The following is a 12610-nucleotide window of genomic DNA, read 5'->3' as shown; positions in this document are numbered from 1 at the left end:
AGAGGGTAATGGGCGAGCCCGTGCCCGCGCGCGTCGGCAGGCTCACATCCCCATGTCCTTGGCGATGATCAGCTTCATCACCTCGCTGGTGCCGCCGTAGATGCGGTTGACGCGATTGTCGGCGTAGAGGCGGGCCACCGGGTACTCGGTGATGTAGCCGTAGCCGCCGTGCAGTTGCAGGCAGCGGTCGATGACGCGGGCGGCGACCTCGGTGCAGAAGAGTTTGGCCGAGGCGGCGTCGGCGGGGGTGAGCTCGCCCGCGTCGAGGGCTTCCAGCGCGCGGTCGACGACGGCTTCGGCGGCGTCGACCTCGGCGCGGCAGGCGGCCAGTTCGAACTTGGTGTTCTGGAACTGGGCCACGGCCTGGCCGAAGACGGTGCGGTCCCTGGTGTAGTCCAGGGCGAAGCGGATGGCCGCGCGGGCCTGGGCGTAGGAGCCGACGGCGATCGAGAGGCGTTCCTGCGGGAGGTTCTGGCCGAGGTAGGCGAAGCCGCGGTGCTGTTCGCCGAGCAGGTCCGCGACAGGGACGCGCACGTCGGTGAACGAGAGTTCGGCGGTGTCGGAGACTTTGAGGCCGAGCTTGTCGAGCTTGCGCCCGACCGTGTAGCCGGGCGAGGTCGTGTCGACGACGAGCAGCGAGATGCCGTGGCGGCGATCGGTGTCCGACGGCGGTGCCGTGCGCGCGCACACGATCACGCGGTCGGCCTGCACACCGCCGGTGATGAAGGTCTTGGCTCCGTTGAGCACGTAGTGGGTGCCGTCGGCGGAAAGCTGTGCGGTGGTGCGCATTCCGGCCAGGTCCGAGCCGGTGCCGGGTTCGGTCATCGCGATGGCGAACATGAGGTCGCCGGAGACGAAGCCCGGCAGCCAGCGCTGCTTCTGCTCCGGGGTGGCGAGGGCTTTGAGATAGGGCAGGCAGAGTCCGACGTGCACCCCCGAACCGCCGAAAGAGACTCCGGCGCGGGCGGTTTCCTCGATCAGGATCGCCTGGAACTTGAACGAGTCGATCCCGGCGCCCCCGAATTCCTCGGGCACCTCGATCCCGAACACGCCCAATTCCGCGAGGGTTCGGTAGAACTCGCGCGGCACGATGCCCGCCTCGTACCACTGGTCGTACACGGGCACGACCTGCGCCTCGATGAACGCGCGCACGGTCTTGCGGAACGCCTCGTGCTCGTCGGTGAAAATGGTTCGCTGCATGGTGATCTCACACTTCGGTAGGGGTCAGACGATGGCGTTGACGCCGGTGAGGGCGCGGCCGATGAGCAGCTTCTGGATCTGGGTGGTGCCCTCGTAGAGGGTCAGTACGCGCGCGTCGCGCAGGTACTTGGCGACGGGGTACTCGTCGATGTAGCCGTAGCCGCCGAACACCTGGATGGCGTTGTTGGCGGCCTTGACCGCGGCCTCGGAGGCGAACAGCTTCGCCATCGACGCGGCCGTGCCGAAGGATTCGCCGCGATCGGCCAGATCGGCGGCGCGCCAGGCGAGCAGGCGCGCGGCGTCGGTCTCGACGGCGATATCGGACAGCAGCTCCTGGACCAGCTGATACCCGGCGATGGGTTTGCCGAACTGGGTGCGTTCACCGGCGTAGCGCACCGCGGCCTCGAGGCAGGCGCGGGCCACCCCGACGCACCCGGACGCGACCCCGATGCGCCCCTTGTCCAGTGCCGACATCGCGATCCGGAAGCCCTGCCCCAGCTCGCCCAGACGCGCGTCGTCGGGCACGCGGACTCCGTCGAGGACGAGTTCGGCGGTGGCCTGGCCGCGCAGGCCGAGCTTGCCCGTGATCTCGGTGCGACCGAAACCCGGTGCGTCCGTGGGCACTACGAACGCGGTGACGCCCTTGGGCCCCGGTCCGCCGGTGCGCGCGAACACCAGCGCGTGATCGGCCCAGGTGCCGTTGGTGATGAAGACCTTGGTGCCGGACAAGACCCAGTCCGCCCCCTCGCGGATCGCCCGGGTGTCCAGATTCGCCGCGTCCGAACCGGTGCCGGGCTCGGTCAGCGCGAAGCAGCCCAGTTGCGAGCCGTCGCAGATCCCCGGCAGGTAGCGCTGCTTCTGTTCTTCGGTGCCGTAGGCGGCGATCGACTTGCCGAACAGGCCCAGCGAGACCGACACGATCCCGCGCACCGCGCTGTCGCCGCGCCCGAGCTCCTCGAGCAGCAGGCAGTAGTCGACCGTGTCGCCGCCGGAGCCGCCGTACTGCTCGGGAATCCCGATGCCGAGGAAGCCCAGCGCGCCGAGCTTGCCGACGATCGCCGGGTCCACCGACTCGTCGCGATCCCACTGCGCGGCGTGCGGCACGACCTCCCTGTCCACCCAGGTGCGGGCGAGTTCGCGCAGGTCGGACTGGGCGGGCGTGAGCTGGAAATCCACGGGACAACTCCTGAACCGAACGGCGTTAGGTTTACTCGGGCACCGTAGCCTAACAGCGTTCGGTTATTCAAGAGGGTGCTTCGCCATCGGTGATACGGTTCGGTGTCCGACGAGAAGGGGAAGGTGCATGGCGCGCCCACGCGTACCGCTGTTGAGCCGCGAACGCATCCGCGACGCCGCGCTGGTCCTGGTCGACCGCGACGGCCTGGCCGAGGTCTCCATGCGCAAACTGGCCGCCGAACTCGGCGTGCGGGCCGCGTCCCTCTACGGCCACTACCCGAACAAGGACGAACTGTTCGACGACATCGCCGCCGGCATCATGGCCGCGGTCGACACCTCCGCCTTCGACACCGCGGCATGGGACCTGGCCCTGGCCGCCTGGGCGCGCAGCTACCGCACCGCCCTGTCCACCCACCCCAATTTCGTGCCCTACCTGGCCACCGGCCCCGGCCACCGCGCCGAGAACCTGCGCGCCGCCGACGCCGTCCACGGCGGCCTGGTCGGCGCGGGCTGGCCCCCGCGCTACGCCACCATGATCGGCGCCGCCACCCGCTACCTGGTCATGGGATCCACGGTCGGCTCGTTCGCCGGCGGCTTCGCCGACGACATCCAGGTCTACCGCGACCGCTACCCCCACCTCAACCAGGCCCACCGCCTGGCCGCCGTCGCCGACGAAATCGACACCGACAGTTTCGAATTGGCCCTCACAGCCTTCATCGCGGGCCTACACGCCACCTACGCCCAAGTAGTCACCGCGAACTGACGGCCACCACCTGCGACCCCTGGGGAGCAGCGGCCCGAAGGGCGGCCCCTCGGGGCCGCGACTCGAGCGCGCCAGCGCTCCAAAAAACAGAACCGGTGGCGCCTACGCAATCGCTCCCATGCGCCACCGGTTCTGTCACGCCCCCCGTCTGAGGGGTTCGCCTACATCGAGGCGATCAATCGGTCGACGCGCTCGTCGACCGACCGGAACGGATCCTTGCACAGCACGGTGCGCTGCGCCTGATCGTTGAGCTTGAGATGGACCCAGTCGACGGTGAAGTCGCGGCCGGCGTCCTGGGCGGCGGTGATGAAGTCGCCGCGCAGCTTGGCGCGGGTGGTCTGCGGCGGGGTGTCGACCGCGGCGTCCACGGCGTCGTCCTCGGTGATCCGCTTGGCCAGACCCTTGCGCTGGAGCAGGTCGAAGACCCCGCGTCCGCGCTTGATGTCGTGGTAGGCCAGATCCAGCTGGGCGATCTTGGGATCGGACATCTCCATGCTGTAGCGATCCTGGTAGCGCTGGAACAGCTTGCGCTTGATCACCCAGTCGATCTCGGTGTCGACCTTGGCGAAGTCCTGGGCCTCGACCGCGTCGAGCGTGCGACCCCACAGGTCCACCACGGCGTCGACCTGCGGATCGCGATCGCGATTGCGCAGGTGCTCGACGGCGCGCGCGTAGTACTCGCGCTGGATCTCGAGCGCGCTGGCCTGTCGACCACCGGCCAGGCGCACCGGACGACGGCCGGTGAGGTCGTGGCTGACCTCGCGGATGGCCCGGATCGGGTTGTCGAGGGCGAAGTCGCGGAACGAGACCCCGGCCTCGATCATCTCGAGCACCAGCGAGGCGGTGCCCACCTTGAGCATGGTGGTGGGCTCGGCCATGTTGGAGTCGCCGACGATCACGTGCAGGCGCCGGTACTTCTCGGCGTCGGCGTGCGGTTCGTCGCGGGTGTTGATGATCGGGCGCGAGCGGGTGGTCGCCGAGGAGACGCCCTCCCAGATGTGCTCGGCACGCTGCGAGAGGCAGAACGTGGCGGCCTTGGGCGTCTGGAGCACCTTGCCCGCACCGCAGATGAGCTGGCGGGTCACCAGGAACGGCAGCAGCACATCGGAGATCCGGGAGAACTCGCCCGCGCGCACCACCAGGAAGTTCTCGTGGCAGCCGTAGGAGTTGCCCGCGGAGTCGGTGTTGTTCTTGAACAGGTAGATGTCGCCGCCGATGCCCTCTTCGGCCAACCGCTGTTCGGCGTCGATGAGCAGGTCCTCGAGGACGCGCTCACCGGCCCGGTCGTGGGTGACCAACTGCACCAGGCTGTCGCATTCGGCGGTCGCGTACTCCGGATGCGATCCGACGTCGAGGTACAACCTGGCACCGTTGCGAAGGAAGACATTGGAGCTGCGGCCCCAGGACACCACCCGGCGGAACAAGTACCGGGCTACCTCGTCGGGGGACAGCCGACGGTGACCGTGGAAGGTGCATGTCACACCGAACTCGGTCTCGATCCCCATGATTCGTCGCTGCACCCTTTCGACAGTACAGCCATGACCAGTGCGCGCGCGGCGCTCCCGACATCCCATTCGCCTACGTGTTCACAACGATTCGACACCGCCGTGACGGCGGCGAACACGACGATATCGGGCCTGCGAACCCGATGCGGTTCGCAGGCCCGATGGTGATCGTGACGGCGGGTTACGCTCCCGAGCCGTCGTCGGGTTCGGGCAGGGTCGCCTCGGTCACCGGCTTGGGTGTGGAGGCGGCCAGCGCCGACTGCAGGGCGGGACCCTGCAGCCTGCGGAAGGCCCGACGCGGACGCTGCTGCTCGAGCGTGGCGACCTCGAGGGAAGCCTCGCCCAGGGCGCGCTTGTCCTTGTCGGCCTCGGGCTGTCCGGCCTTGAGCGCGCCGATCGCCACCTTCAGCGCGTCGTCGAGGGACAGTCCGGGCTTGTAGGTGGATTTGAGCTCGGTCAGGATCGGCTCGGTGGTGCCGCCCATGACGACGTACTCGCGTTCGTCGACGATGGACCCGTCGAAGGTGATCCGGTACAGCACCGAGGTCGGTGACTGTTCCGGATAGCCCACTTCGGCGACGCAGATCTCCACCTCGTAGGGCTTGAGCTGATCGGTGAAGATCGACCCGAGCGTCTGCGCGTAGAGGTTGGCCAGCCCACGCCCGGTGACATCGCGCCGGTCGTACTGGTAACCCTTGAGATCGGCCTGCAGGATGCCGCCCCGACGCAGGGCCTCGAACTCGTTGTACTTGCCGACCGCGGCGAAGCCGACGCGGTCGTAGAGCTCGCTGACCTTGTGCAGGGTCGCCGAGGGGTTCTCGGCGACGAACAGCACCCCGTCGGCGTAGACGAGCACGATCACACTGCGACCGCGACCGATGCCCTTGCGGGCGAGCTCGGTCTTGTCGCGCATGATCTGCTCGGCCGAGGCGTAATACGGCAGCGTCATAGGACGGCGCCCCCTTCTTCGGCGGCTTCCCGGTCGGCGATCACGGCGGCGGCGATCTCGGCGAGACGATCCTCGCCGACCTCGTCGGCACCGTCGGCGTCGATCACCACCGCGGTCGGGAAGATCCCGCGCAGCAGGTCGGGACCGCCGGTGGCGGTGTCGTCGTCGGCGGCGTCGAACAGCGACTCCACCGCGATCCGCAACGCCCGGTCCTGGTCGAGTCCACGCCGGTAGAGCTTCTTGAGCGAGGACTTGGCGAACAGCGAACCGGAACCGACCGCGGTGTAGCCGAACCGCTCCTCGCTGCGACCGCCGACCACGTCGTAGGACACGATGCGCCCGGACCGATCGAGGTCGAGGATCTGGTCGTCGTAGCCGACCAGCAGCGGGATCGCGGCGAGTCCCTGCATGGCGGCGGGGAGGTTGTCGCGAACCATCTTCGACAGTTTGTTGGCCTTACCGTCGAAGGTGAGCGGTACGCCTTCGATTTTCTCGTAGTACTCCAGCTCCACCGCGAACAACCGCACCATCTCGATGGCGATGCCCGCGGTGCCCGCGATGCCCGCCGCCGAGTAGGTGTCGGTGATGTAGACCTTCTCGGTGTCGCGGCTGGCGAGCAGGTTGCCCATGGTGGCCCTGCGGTCGCCCGCGATCAGCACGCCGCCCCGGTAGGTGACCGCGACGATGGTGGTGCCGTGTGGCGCCAGGTCCTTCGTCGCGGTCAGATCCGAGGCCGGGAACCTGTTGGCGGGCAACAGGTCCGGCGCGTGCATGCGGAGATGTTCGGTGAACGAGGAGAGAGCCCGCCCCGCGTGGAGGCGCAAGGGGTCACCTGGGGTCACTGGCCGCCCTTCTGCACATATGCCCGCACGAAGTCCTCGGCGTTCTCCTCGAGCACGTCATCGATCTCGTCGAGCAAGTCGTCGGTTTCCTCCGCGAGCTTCTCGCGGCGTTCCTGCCCTGCCGCGTCTACGCCCTCGGGGCCCTCGTCCTCGTCGCCACCCCCGGCGCGCTTGGTCTGCTCTTGTGCCATGGCAGCCGACCTCCTCTTCCTCATCACGATGATCGTGTGTGTCCCACAACCCTACCGAGCGGATCCGACAAGGTGGTCGATAGCGATCGGATTGTCGCGCGGTGGGTGTGAATTGCTGGTCAGTGGGTGAGCTGGTCGACCAGCTCCGCGGCGGTGCGCGAGGCGTCGAGCAGCTTCCCGACGTGCGCTTTCGTGCCTCGGCGGGGTTCGAGGGTCGGAATCCGCACCAGGGAGTCGCCGCCCAGATCGAAGATCACCGAATCCCAACTGGCGGCGGCGATATCGGCGCCGAAGCGACGCAGACACTCACCGCGGAAGTAGGCGCGGGTGTCGGTGGGCGGATTGGTCATCGCGTCGAGCACCTGCTGTTCGGTGACGAGGCGCTTCATCGAGCCGCGCGCGACCAGGCGGTTGTAGAGGCCCTTGTCCAGGCGCACATCGGAGTACTGCAGGTCCATCAGGTGCAGTTTCGGCGCGGCCCAGCCAAGGCCCTCGCGGCTGCGCATGCCTTCGAGCAGGCGCAGTTTGGCGGGCCAGTCGAGCAGGTGGGCGGCGTCGAGCGGGTCGCGCTCGAGCAGGTCGAGGACCATCGCCCAGTTGTCGATGATGTCGAGCACGCGCGGGTCCTCGTTGCCTTCGCGCTGGACGAACTTGGCGACGCGTTCGTGGTAGAGCCGTTGCAGCGCAAGGCCGGTCAGCTCGCGGCCGTCGGCCAGGGCGACGGTGGCGCGCAGCGTGGGGTCGTGGCTGATCTGGTGCACCGCGGTGACCGGGCGGGCGAGCTGGAACTCCGAGAGGTCCTCGCCCGCCTCGATCAGGTCGAGTACGAGCGCGGTGGAGCCGACCTTGAGGTAGGTCGACATCTCGGCCAGGTTGGCGTCGCCGATGATCACATGCAGGCGCCGGTACTTGTCGGCGTCGGCGTGCGGTTCGTCGCGGGTGTTGATGATGCCGCGCTTGAGCGTGGTCTCGAGCCCGACCTCGACCTCGATGTAGTCGGCGCGCTGGGACAGCTGGAATCCGGCGTGGTCGCCGGACTGGCCGATGCCGACCCGGCCCGCGCCGCAGATGACCTGCCGGGACACGAAGAACGGGGTCAGCCCGGCGATGATCTGACTGAACGGGGTGTCGCGGCTCATGAGGTAGTTCTCGTGGGTGCCGTAGGAGGCGCCCTTGCCGTCGACATTGTTCTTGTACAGCTGTAGTCGCGGCGCTCCCGGCACGCTCGAGGCATGCCGGGCGGCGGCCTCCATCACCCGTTCGCCCGCTTTGTCCCAGATGACCGCGTCGAGGGGGTCGACGACCTCGGGCGCGGAGTACTCGGGGTGGGCGTGGTCGACGTAGAGCCGGGCGCCGTTGGTGAGGATCATATTGGCCGCGCCGACCTCGTCGGCGTCGATGACCGGGGCGGGCCCGCTCATCCGGCTCAGGTCGAATCCACGCGCGTCACGCAGCGGGGATTCCACCTCGTAGTCCCACCGGGTCCGTTTGGCTCGCGGGACCCCCGCCGCCGCGGCGTAGGCGAGAACGGCCTGGGTGGAGGTGAGGATCGGGTTGGCCGTCGGCTCCGTGGGGGTCGAGATGCCGTATTCGACCTCGATTCCGATGATGCGCTGCATGCTGTCGAGCCTAGGCGACGCGCCGGGGGTGCACCCGCATCTCGGCCCAGCGGGGCCGCCGGGGTCCCCCGAGAGACGGATACGAGATGGTCCTCGCGACCGATCCGGTGGACCCGTCCCCGCGCTGATACTCGACACGTGACCGAAATCAGCACCACCGCCGTACCCGTCGCCCCACGTCCCGCGCGGCTGCTCGCCCTCGATGTGTTGCGCGGCATCGCGATTCTGGGCACCCTGGCCACCAATATCTGGATCTTCACGAACCCGGCGGGCATGGTCGGCTACCTCGACGAGCTCGGCGCGACCCCCGAGAACGCCTGGATGTGGACCGAACGGGCGCTCCAGCAGCTCGCGCAGGGCAAATTCCTTGGCCTGCTCACGCTGATGTTCGGCATCGGCCTGGCCATCCAGCAGGATTCGGCGCACCGCGGTGGTCGCCGTTGGCCGGGGCGCTATCCCGTGCGGGCGGGTCTGCTGTTCCTCGACGGGCTGCTGAATTTCGTGCTCGTCGCCGAATTCGACGTGCTGATGGGGTACGCGCTGACCGGTCTGGTGGTCGCCTACCTGCTGGCGACGAGCCGACGGGCACAACGCCGTTGGCTGATCGGTGCCGCCGCCGTCCACGTTCTGCTGCTGACCCTGATCGCCGTCGCGCTCACCGCCGCGCCGGCTCGCGACACCGCGCCGAGCACCCTGGACCCCAATCCCTATGCGGACGGCTCGTTCTGGGATCTGGTGCGGTTCCGCCTCGACCACGTGCTCGCCTTCCGGACCGAGACGATCCTGATCCTCCCGATGTCGATCGCGCTGTTCCTGGTCGGCGCGCGCCTGTATCGCGCCGGGGTGTTCGCTCCGGCGGGCGCGCGAATTCGCCGGTGGCTCATGGTGATCGGGTTCGGTGTGGCCGCGCCGCTGGATCTCGGCGCCGGAATCGGCTTCGGTGGCGACGTCGTGCTGTTCACCCGCTACGGCACGGCGCCGTTCGTCGCCCTCGCCCTCCTGGCGCTGGTCGCGGAGTTCTACCTGCGTGTAGGCCGCGTCGGAGTCGTGGGCGCGCGGCTGAGCGAGGTCGGTCGCACCGCGCTGAGCTGCTACATCCTGCAGAACCTGATCGCCGGAATCCTGTGCTACGGCTGGGGTTTCGGCCTGGCCGCGCGGGTGTCGGAGTCGGCGCGGGTGCCCTTCACCGTCGCGATCTACCTGGTCGTCACCGCGGCCGTGCTCGCCTTCGCCCACCTGTGGACGCGCCGGTTCGAACGCGGTCCGGTGGAGTGGGTGTGGCAGCGCACCTATCGGGCGCTGGGCGGCTGACTCAGTGCAGGCGTTCGGCGGGCGGCGGGGCGGCGTCGGGGGCGATGAGCAGATCCGAGACCAGCGAATCCCGTTGCAGCGGAACGCCGAGACTGCGCGCGTTGCCCTCGAACAGCGACAGCACCGACTCGGTCAGGATGCCCTGCACCTGCTCGGTGGTGAGCGCCGGCGTGGGGTCGGAGCGCCAACTGGCCACCACCCCGTCGACGAGGCCGATCATGCCGAACGCCATCGGCCGCCCGCGCGCGGGATCGATACCGAACCGGGCCAGGGTGGCGGCGAAGATATCGGCCAACTGGCGTCCCACCGCGCGGCCCGCTTCGCTGAGCGTGGTCGAGGATCCGCCCTGGGGCGCGGCGTCGCCGAGGAAGCGGTGCAGGTTGGGGTGGCGGTCGATCCAGCCGAGGTAGGTCCCGATGGCGCCGCGCACGGCCTCCTTCAGGGTGCCGTCGGAGTTCAGCGCGGGCAGCAGTTCGGCGAGCAGCAGTTCCAGGATCCGCTGCCGGGCCAGTGCGTCGAGTTCGGCCCGCCCGCCGACGTGGCGGTACACCACGGGCCGGGGCAGCGAGAGATGTTCGGCGATCAACTGCACCGAGATCTCGAGGCCGTGTTCCTCGATCACCTCGATCGCGGCATCGATCATCTCCGCACGGCGGCGCGCCTTGTGGCCGTGCCAGCGGGTGGCACGCCCATCGCCGGCGGTCTGCTCGGCGTGCGCGGAAGGGGCAGTCACCCCGCCCACGATACCCGCGCCGATATTGACTCTGACATGGAGTAACACTAAACGGTTCGGCCGGGCGCCGGTATGCTGGGCGGCATGCAGGCACGGGCGATGGTGATGGCGTACGCGGTACTCGCGTGCGTGCTGCCCGCCTTCGTGCTCATCTCCACCCCCGGCGGCGAGGCCGCGCGCGTGCTCGCCTTCGGTGCCGTCGCCGCGACCATGGTGTGCGCGCTCATCGCGGTCACCGGGCGCACCCCGATGCCGGTGCGGGTGGCGAGCGCGGGGCCGCCGCGGTCGGCGCAGCGTCGCCTGCGGGGTTCTTTCCTGCCGCAGAGCAATCCGGATTCCGCCGGTCGGCCACGTCCACGAGCACCGGGGATCGATCACGTCTGACGGGTGCCGCGCCCTCGGCGCCGCCTGTCGGATCTCGTGATCCCCTCCCCCTTTTCGTGCGTTCGCGCACGCTCACGGACAGGTCGTTCCGTCATGCTCGATTTCGTGTACTTCCCGGTGTCGGCGGTGCTGTGGTGCTGGCACCGTCTCTTCGCCGTCCCGCTCGGCCCCGCGAGCGGCCTCGCCTGGCTGCTCGCCGTCATCGCCCTCGTCGTCACCGTTCGGGCGCTGCTGGTGGTCCCGGCCCTGCGCCAGGCCCGTTCCCAGGCGGTGTTGCGCACGCTGCAACCCCGCATGGACAGCATCCGTCGCGCCCATCGCGAGGATCCTCGCGCCCAGGCCGAACAGATCCGGCAACTGCACCGCGAACACGGTGTCAGCATGTTCGCCGGGTTCGTCCCGCTGATCGCCCAGGCGCTGGTCTTCCTCGGTCTGTTCCATGTGCTGCGCTCGTTCGACCGCACCGACACCTTCGCGGTCGGCCCGTTCACCGCGACGGCGCATCCGCTCTCGATCGAGGCCAACAGCGCCACCGCGAACTACCTGTTCGGCGCCACGGAGGTGCGCGCGTTCCTCGAGGCGCGCCTGTTCGGCGCCCCGCTGGCGGCGACGCTGTCGGGGGCGGGCGAGGTGTTCGTCGCGGTGGCGGTGCTCGCGGTGCCGCTGGTGCTGATCGCCGCGCTCGCGACGCACCTCACCGCGCGGTTCGCGCCGGTCGTCGCCGACAACAGCACGGCCACGATCATGCGGCACCTGTCGCTGTGGGTGTTCCCGGCGGGCGCGCTGATCAGCGGCGCGATCCTGCCGGTGGTCGTGCTCGCCTATTTCGCGACCAACGCGGTGTGGACCTGCGGCCAACAGGTCCTGATCCGGCGAACCCTCGACGCCGAAGCCGACCGCCGCAAGTCCGTGGCCGTCACCGCCGCCCGCGCCGCCGCACCGCGTCCGGGGGTGAAACCACAGCGCCGCAAGCGGTGACTCGACCGGTCCGCGCACCCGGCAGCCGCCCGCGCGCACGGACGGCTGTCGGTGGATCGGGGTGATCCGGCATGGCCCGTCGTTGTCACTCCTGGCCGACGACGGCCCCCGACGCCGCGATCAGTACACGACCACAGACCAGGTCTGCATACTGAACGGCAGGTCACAGGCGGTTTCGGAGTGGTAGCCGCCGTGCGCGGGCTGGCCGTAGCGCTCATAGCTGCCGAACCAGTTCCACCAGGCCCAACAGGTCACCCGCACCTGATGCCAGACGGGGTCACCGCACTGGGAGAACGCGCCGGTGCCCGCGATCGGGTTGACCGAACAGCGGCCCGGTGGCGTGGCCTCGGCCGGGACGGCGAGCAGGGTGGACGCGCCGATCAACCCGGCGGCCGTGGCACCGACTGCGATTTTGCGAAGCGATCTCATGACAACCTCCCTGCGTGGGTTGTCCGCTCCCGAAACTCGCGGCTGACCACGCTCGGTTCGATGTTCACGCCGGGACGCGATGTCCCGCTGATGTGAGCTACATCATGAGAAAGGCTCACGATGTTACGCCCGTGCCCGAATAGTTACCTCTGGGCAAACGTGCGAATCAGCCGAGCGAGCGCAGGGCGGCCTCGTCGCGGGCGAGCACCGCGCCCCCGTCGGCGGTGAGCACGATCGGGCGCTGGATGAGTTTCGGGTGCCGCGCCAAGGCGTCGAGCCACTGCTCCCGATCGGCGGCGGTGCGTCCCCACCCGGCCAGGCCGAGCTCCTTGGCGATCGGTTCGCCGGTGCGGGTGATGTCCCACGGTTCGGCGCCCAGGCGGGTCAGGACCGTGCGCAGTTCCTCGACCGTCGGCGGATCGTCGAGGTAGCGGCGCACGGTGTATGCCACGCCGGTCGCGTCCAGCCGGGCGGTGGCCGCACGACTCTTGGTGCAGCGCGGGTTGTGCCAGATCTCGGTCATGACGGCA

General features: G+C 69.2%; 14 protein-coding genes. 4 read left to right on the top strand and 10 right to left on the bottom strand.

Annotated features, from left to right (window positions below; all coding sequences use genetic code 11):
* Positions 1 to 42: 42 nt before the first annotated feature.
* The gene (locus ACFP3H_RS14140) at positions 43 to 1200 is read right to left on the bottom strand and encodes an acyl-CoA dehydrogenase family protein (RefSeq protein ID WP_378605302.1); all 1158 of its coding nucleotides are present in this window, start codon (positions 1198 to 1200) and stop codon (positions 43 to 45) included.
* 24 nt (positions 1201 to 1224) lie between these two features.
* Positions 1225 to 2376 carry an acyl-CoA dehydrogenase family protein gene (locus ACFP3H_RS14135; RefSeq protein WP_378605299.1) on the bottom strand — a complete coding sequence of 384 codons (1152 nt, stop codon included), beginning with the start codon at positions 2374 to 2376 and terminating at the stop codon, positions 1225 to 1227.
* A gap of 127 nt (positions 2377 to 2503) precedes the next feature.
* Between ACFP3H_RS14135 and ACFP3H_RS14130 the strand changes: the two genes are divergently transcribed.
* Positions 2504 to 3139 carry a TetR/AcrR family transcriptional regulator gene (locus ACFP3H_RS14130; RefSeq protein ID WP_378605296.1) on the top strand — a complete coding sequence of 212 codons (636 nt, stop codon included), beginning with the start codon at positions 2504 to 2506 and terminating at the stop codon, positions 3137 to 3139.
* 161 nt (positions 3140 to 3300) lie between these two features.
* Here the strand turns inward: ACFP3H_RS14130 and pafA are convergent, their stop codons facing one another.
* The 5 genes from pafA to dop all read right to left on the bottom strand — a co-directional run bounded on the left by pafA (position 3301) and on the right by dop (position 8245).
* Entirely contained in the window at positions 3301 to 4659 is a 1359-nt protein-coding gene (pafA, locus tag ACFP3H_RS14125) for a Pup--protein ligase (protein ID WP_378605293.1), read from the bottom strand.
* Between the two features lie 166 nt (positions 4660 to 4825).
* Positions 4826 to 5593, bottom strand: a complete 768-nt coding sequence (gene prcA / locus ACFP3H_RS14120) for a proteasome subunit alpha (RefSeq protein ID WP_378605290.1) — start codon at positions 5591 to 5593, stop codon at positions 4826 to 4828.
* Positions 5590 to 6366, bottom strand: a complete 777-nt coding sequence (prcB, locus tag ACFP3H_RS14115; RefSeq protein WP_378605287.1) for a proteasome subunit beta — start codon at positions 6364 to 6366, stop codon at positions 5590 to 5592. Before prcB ends, prcA begins: the two co-directional genes overlap by 4 nt.
* A 65-nt stretch (positions 6367 to 6431) precedes the next feature.
* Entirely contained in the window at positions 6432 to 6626 is a 195-nt protein-coding gene (locus ACFP3H_RS14110) for a ubiquitin-like protein Pup (protein WP_019047503.1), read from the bottom strand.
* Positions 6627 to 6745: 119 nt separating this feature from the next.
* Positions 6746 to 8245, bottom strand: a complete 1500-nt coding sequence (gene dop / locus ACFP3H_RS14105; RefSeq protein ID WP_378605282.1) for a depupylase/deamidase Dop — start codon at positions 8243 to 8245, stop codon at positions 6746 to 6748.
* Between the two features lie 138 nt (positions 8246 to 8383).
* On the opposite strand from dop, the gene ACFP3H_RS14100 reads away from it, so the two are divergent.
* Positions 8384 to 9556 (top strand): DUF418 domain-containing protein, encoded by a 1173-nt coding sequence (locus tag ACFP3H_RS14100; protein ID WP_378605280.1) that lies wholly within the window; start codon positions 8384 to 8386, stop codon positions 9554 to 9556.
* Position 9557: 1 nt separating this feature from the next.
* Here the strand turns inward: ACFP3H_RS14100 and ACFP3H_RS14095 are convergent, their stop codons facing one another.
* A complete protein-coding gene (locus ACFP3H_RS14095; RefSeq protein ID WP_378605277.1) occupies positions 9558 to 10289 on the bottom strand; it encodes a TetR/AcrR family transcriptional regulator in 732 nt (243 codons plus the stop codon).
* Between the two features lie 84 nt (positions 10290 to 10373).
* Here ACFP3H_RS14095 and ACFP3H_RS14090 point away from each other — a divergent pair, with 84 nt between their 5' ends.
* Both ACFP3H_RS14090 and yidC read left to right on the top strand, forming a co-directional pair.
* The gene (locus tag ACFP3H_RS14090; RefSeq protein WP_378605274.1) at positions 10374 to 10673 is read left to right on the top strand and encodes a DUF6412 domain-containing protein; all 300 of its coding nucleotides are present in this window, start codon (positions 10374 to 10376) and stop codon (positions 10671 to 10673) included.
* Between the two features lie 93 nt (positions 10674 to 10766).
* The gene (gene yidC / locus ACFP3H_RS14085; RefSeq protein WP_378605271.1) at positions 10767 to 11651 is read left to right on the top strand and encodes a membrane protein insertase YidC; all 885 of its coding nucleotides are present in this window, start codon (positions 10767 to 10769) and stop codon (positions 11649 to 11651) included.
* A 120-nt stretch (positions 11652 to 11771) separates the two neighbouring features.
* Here yidC and ACFP3H_RS14080 read toward each other — a convergent pair whose 3' ends face one another.
* Together ACFP3H_RS14080 and ACFP3H_RS14075 are read right to left on the bottom strand one after the other, a co-directional pair.
* Entirely contained in the window at positions 11772 to 12080 is a 309-nt protein-coding gene (locus tag ACFP3H_RS14080; protein WP_378605268.1) for a hypothetical protein, read from the bottom strand.
* A gap of 166 nt (positions 12081 to 12246) precedes the next feature.
* A complete protein-coding gene (locus ACFP3H_RS14075) occupies positions 12247 to 12603 on the bottom strand; it encodes an arsenate reductase family protein (protein WP_378605536.1) in 357 nt (118 codons plus the stop codon).
* Positions 12604 to 12610 lie beyond the last annotated feature (7 nt).

It is taken from the genome of Nocardia lasii (assembly GCF_042658545.1).
In the GTDB taxonomy this organism is placed as follows: domain Bacteria; phylum Actinomycetota; class Actinomycetes; order Mycobacteriales; family Mycobacteriaceae; genus Nocardia; species Nocardia lasii.
Note: the sequence above shows the minus strand (reverse complement) of the source record. Positions and strands in the feature narration are given on the sequence as shown.